The organism is Oscillibacter sp. UBA6647, from assembly GCA_002455655.1.
In the GTDB taxonomy this organism is placed as follows: Bacteria; Bacillota; Clostridia; order Oscillospirales; family Oscillospiraceae; genus Oscillibacter.
Window position 1 is genome coordinate 1 of the sequence record DKLF01000078.1, and the last position, 4,757, is coordinate 4,757.

The 4,757-nt window shown below is 57.4% G+C and carries 5 protein-coding genes; all 5 read left to right on the top strand.

All coding sequences use genetic code 11. The features are described 5' to 3' along the window. On the top strand, positions 1-626 hold a 626-nt coding region (locus B2W96_RS05920), incomplete at its 5' end, for an AAA family ATPase (protein WP_293009365.1). Positions 627-630: 4 nt separating this feature from the next. Then, the gene (locus B2W96_RS05925; RefSeq protein ID WP_293009366.1) at positions 631-1,833 is read left to right on the top strand and encodes a vWA domain-containing protein; all 1,203 of its coding nucleotides are present in this window, start codon (positions 631-633) and stop codon (positions 1,831-1,833) included. A 324-nt stretch (positions 1,834-2,157) separates the two neighbouring features. Next, the gene (locus B2W96_RS05930) at positions 2,158-3,072 is read left to right on the top strand and encodes a transporter substrate-binding domain-containing protein (RefSeq protein ID WP_293009367.1); all 915 of its coding nucleotides are present in this window, start codon (positions 2,158-2,160) and stop codon (positions 3,070-3,072) included. Positions 3,073-3,176: 104 nt separating this feature from the next. After that, on the top strand, positions 3,177-3,962 hold the full coding sequence (locus tag B2W96_RS05935; protein WP_349680140.1) for an amino acid ABC transporter permease: 786 nt from the start codon (positions 3,177-3,179) through the stop codon (positions 3,960-3,962). Between the two features lies 1 nt (position 3,963). Further along, positions 3,964-4,722, top strand: coding sequence for an amino acid ABC transporter ATP-binding protein (locus tag B2W96_RS05940; protein ID WP_397355125.1), 759 nt, complete (start codon positions 3,964-3,966; stop codon positions 4,720-4,722). Positions 4,723-4,757: the final 35 nt, after the last annotated feature.

Sequence of the window (4,757 nt, forward strand, 5' to 3'; positions counted from 1 at the left end):
ACATCAAGTCCACCACCAAGGCGCAGGATGGGCTGTACGTTTACGACACCGTGGCCCGCCTGTACGACAGCCAGTTTGGCGAATCCGGCGTAAACGACATCCGGAAATATATCAAGCTGGGGAAAATGGGCGAAGCCTTCCGCGCCGGGGAGCAGGTGGTCCTGCTGATTGATGAAATTGACAAGGCCGATCTGGAATTTCCCAACGACCTATTGTGGGAACTGGACCGCATGGAGTTTTATATCCCGGAGACGAAGGAAACTGTCCGGGCGAAGCACCGCCCCATCGTCATCATCACCTCCAACGCGGAAAAAGAGCTGCCGGACGCCTTTTTGCGCCGCTGCATCTTCCACTATATTGCCTTCCCCGACGCGCCCATGATGGAGCAGATTGTCCGCGCTCACTATCCCGAGTTGGACAGCCAGCTTTTGGATCAGGCGCTGGAGCAGTTTTACGCCCTGCGGAGCCGGAGCTTGCAAAAAAAGCCTTCCACCAGCGAGCTTTTGGATTGGGTACAGGCCCTGAGCATCGGCGGCGTGGACCCGGAGCTGCTTCGTAAAACGCTGCCATTTGCGGGTGTTCTGCTGAAAAAGACAGAGGATTTGGACGCCATTGGGCGGCGGTGAGCGGATGTTTACGGGATTTTTTTACGCCCTGCGCCGACATGGGCTGGACGTATCCTTAAACGAGTGGCTCACGCTGATGGAGGCTTTGCGTCTGGGGCTGCACGGCTCCCAACTGACGGATTTTTACCGGCTGGCCCGCTGTATTTTAGCCAGAAGCGAGGCGGATTTTGACCGGTTTGATTTGGCTTTTGCAGAGTATTTCCACGACGTGGAGTCCGTTCGGGAACTGCCGGAGGAGTTTTTGAGCTGGCTGGCGGAGGCGGCTGCGCAGCGAGAAATTGACAAGGATGCGGTAGACGCCCAATTTGGCGGCGGGCTAAACCTCGAAGAACTGAAAAAAATGCTGGAAGAGCGCCTTGCCGAGCAGACGGAGCGCCACGACGGCGGCAGCAAATGGGTGGGTACCGGCGGAATTTCTCCCTTCGGCCACGGAGGTTATAACCCCGCGGGAATACGGATCGGCGGACCGGGACGGCACAGAAGTGCCGTGCAGGTGGCGGCGGAGCGGGACTATCGTGATTTCCGACAGGACGCGGCGTTGGAACTGCGGCAGTTTCAAATGGCGTTTCGCAGGCTTCGGAATCTGACGGTAAAGGGAGACGGACCCAAGGACCAGCTAATGCTGGACGAGACGGTACAAGCCACCTGCGACAGCGGCGGCTTTTTAAAGCTGCAATTTGACCGGCCCCGGAAAAACGACGTGCGGCTGCTGCTTTTGTTTGACTCCGGCGGCTCTATGTGGTCCTATTCCCGTCTGTGTTCAAGGCTTTTCCACGCGGTCCACGAGGCCAGTCACTTCAAGGAGTTGAAAACCTATTATTTTCACAACTGCGTGTACGACGATCTGTTTACTACCCCGGAGTGCTATTACAGGGAGAGCGAGGGTACGAGCCGCGTGCTTTCAAAGCTGAATTCCTCGTGGAAAGTCCTGTTCGTGGGGGACGGGGCCATGGCCCCGGAGGAGCTTTTGAGACAGGGGGGAAGTCTGGACTATTACCGGACAAATCAGGACCCCGGCATCGTATGGCTGGGGCGCTTTGCGGAAAAGTCAGGCCATACGGCATGGCTGAATCCCGTCCCGCAGGAGCGGTGGGACTATACCAGAGGAAACCACACCATCCGCAGAATCCGTCAGGAGATTCCCATGTTCCCCTTGAGTATTGATGGGTTGGACGCCGCCCTGCACCACCTGATGGCCCCCCGCTAGGCAATTCGGAAGATGGCCGTAGATAGGGCTTTTCAGGCGGTAAAAAATTCCTATGCAGAAGAGTATGCATAAATTCAAAAAGCATACACGAGAGATTGTCGAAATGCACAATAGGACGGGCGGATTATAGAGAAAGTGCTGTACACCTTAGAGGAATTGCTGGAATTGAGCAAATAATTATACACTTTTCCTGGAAAAGTATTGACATTATGCATCCGGCGTGATAAGGTATAGCAAGCCTCGGGGAGGAAAGTCTATTCCCCGGAACGAGTGAATTACGCCCGCTGTGCGGGCAAGCAGATTTTGGAAAAGGATGCGAATATAATGAAAAAGTTTTTTGCGCTTGCGCTGAGCCTTGCAATGGCTCTGTCCCTTGCAGCCTGCGGCAATGCCGGCGGGTCCGCTGGTTCCTCCGCGCCCTCCGGGTCCGTCGGCAGCGGCTCCGGTTCCGCCGAGGCTGGTATTCAAACGGTGACTCCTGGTAAGCTGACCGTGGCCACCTCTCCCGACTTTGCCCCCTATGAGTTCTACGCCATCGACGAAAACGGGGAGGCCCAGCTTGCGGGCTTTGATCTGGCGCTGGCCGGGTACATTGCCGACTATCTGAATCTGGAGCTGGAGATTGTCCCCATGGACTTTGACGGCGTGCTGGCCGAGTTGAATGCCGGAAACGTGGATCTGGGCATGGCCGGTCTCAGCCCCGACCCCGACCGGATGGAAGCCATGGACTTCTCTGACACGTACTATGCGGGCGGTCAGTCTCTGGTTGTCACGCAGGCCAACAAGGACAAGTGGGCATCTCTGGCAGATCTGAACGATCCTGCTTTGTCTATCGGTGCGCAGCTGGGTTCCATCCAGTATAAGCTGGCGGCTGAGAACACACCCGACGCCGATATTGTGCAGCTTCCCAAGGTGACCGACGTGATTTCCGAGCTGCTGGGCGGCAAGCTGGACGCCGGTTTCATTGAGACTGTGGTGGCCCAGAGCTATGCCAAGAACTATCCCGACCTGTATGTGGCCTTTGATGTGCCCTATGACGTGAAGGGCTCCTCCGTGGGCGTGCAGAAGGGCAACGCGGCCCTGCTTGCCGGTGTAAACGAGGCCATTGCCGCCGCGTTGGCGGACGGCTCTATGGACGACTTTGTGGCTACCGCCAACGAGCAGGCCGGCGGCAATATTCATGAGGGTCTGCTGGAAGACGGCGCTTCCTCTGCCGCCGCTTCTTCTCAGGCGGGCTGAGTATTTATTTGCAATAACCGTGATTCCTCCCCCCATTCCGGCGGGGAGGAATTGCGCCGTTCACAGGATTGGCAACCCCATCATTATCCGAAAGGAGCCCCATGATGAATGTCTCCAAAGCGGGCTTTGAGGCCGTATTTCAGTATTCCGGCATGTTCAAGGAAGGGATGCTGTGCACCATCTATCTTTCTTTTTTCACGGTGATTCTGGGCTTTGTGCTGGCTTTGGTGCTGGCCGTTATGCGCATGTCCGATATCAGACCCCTGCGGTTTTTGGCGCTGGACCAGCAGGGCCGTCTGCGGGAGCAGGGGGTTTTATTTGCCCTCAGCCGGTTTAACCCCGTCAGCTTTATTGCCACGGTCTATGTGGAGATTTTCCGGGCAACGCCCTTGCTGGTGCAACTTTTTATCGTGTATCAGGTGCTGTTCCACAAGGACGTCATCAACCTGCCTGCGGTGACGATTTTGGGCTTTGTAAAGCTAAATCGTTTTCTTCCTGGCGTGGTGGCGCTGGCGCTGAACTCCGGCGCGTATGTGTCCGAAATCATCCGGGCGGGCATTCAGTCCATTGAGGGTGGGCAGACCGAGGCCGCCCGCTCTCTGGGCCTGACGCAGGGGCAGAATATGCGGTACATCGTGCTTCCTCAGGCAATCAAGAACATACTTCCCGCCATCGGCAACGAGTTTGTCACCATTATCAAGGAATCTGCTGTCACCTTTACCATCGGTGTAGCGGACCTGATGGCCGCGGTGAAGGCGGCGCAGGCGGGCTCTTTCCGGATTCTGGAGCCGCTGCTGGTGGTGGCCGCGCTCTATTTCTGCCTGACCTTCCCCACCAGCAAGATCATCGCGCACTTCGAGAGGAGGATGAGCCGTGGCGACAAGCGGTAGTCTGATCCGGGTCACCGGACTGAAAAAATACTACAACAAGGGCGCAATCAAGGCCCTTGACGACGTGACGGTGGACATCAACCGGGGCGACGTGATGGTGGTTATCGGCCCCTCCGGCTCTGGAAAATCTACGTTTCTGCGCAGCCTGAACCTGCTGGAAGCGCCTACGGGCGGCTCCATTGTCTTCGACGGGGTGGATATCACCAAGTCCCATGTGAAAACCGCGGAGGGAAAGACCGTGCGGTTAAATATTGATGAGCACCGCCAGAAAATGGGCATGGTGTTCCAGCACTTCAACCTGTTTCCCCATAAGACCATTCTGGAGAACATGACGCTGGCGCCCATCAAGGTGCGGCATATGAGCCAGAAGCAGGCGGAGGAAAAGGCCCTGAACCTGCTGGACCGGGTGGGTCTGAAAGACCGCGCAGGGGCGTACCCCATCCAGCTCTCCGGCGGGCAGAAACAGCGGGTTGCCATTGTGCGTGCCCTTGCCATGGAGCCAGAGGTGATGCTGTTTGACGAGCCTACCTCCGCGCTGGACCCGGAGATGGTGGGCGAGGTGCTGGACGTGATGAAGGGCCTTGCCCGGGAGGGGATGACCATGGTGGTGGTCACCCACGAGATGGGCTTTGCCCGGGAGGTGGGTAGCCGCGTGCTGTTCATGGCGGACGGCAAGCTTTTGGAGCAGGGCAGTCCCGAGGATATTTTTAGCCGTCCCCAGCATCCCCGTCTTCAGGACTTTTTGAGCAAGGTGCTTTGAAAAAACGCCCCCGCCGGACCGCCGCGCGGCGGTCC

Bases quoted from the DNA above. Each gene is read 5' to 3' on its own strand.
- B2W96_RS05925 (WP_293009366.1), top strand. From the start codon at position 631: ATGTTTACGGGATTTTTTTACGCCCTGCGCCGACATGGGCTGGACGTA.
- B2W96_RS05935 (WP_349680140.1), top strand. From the start codon at position 3,177: ATGAATGTCTCCAAAGCGGGCTTTGAGGCCGTATTTCAGTATTCCGGC.
- B2W96_RS05930 (WP_293009367.1), top strand. From the start codon at position 2,158: ATGAAAAAGTTTTTTGCGCTTGCGCTGAGCCTTGCAATGGCTCTGTCC.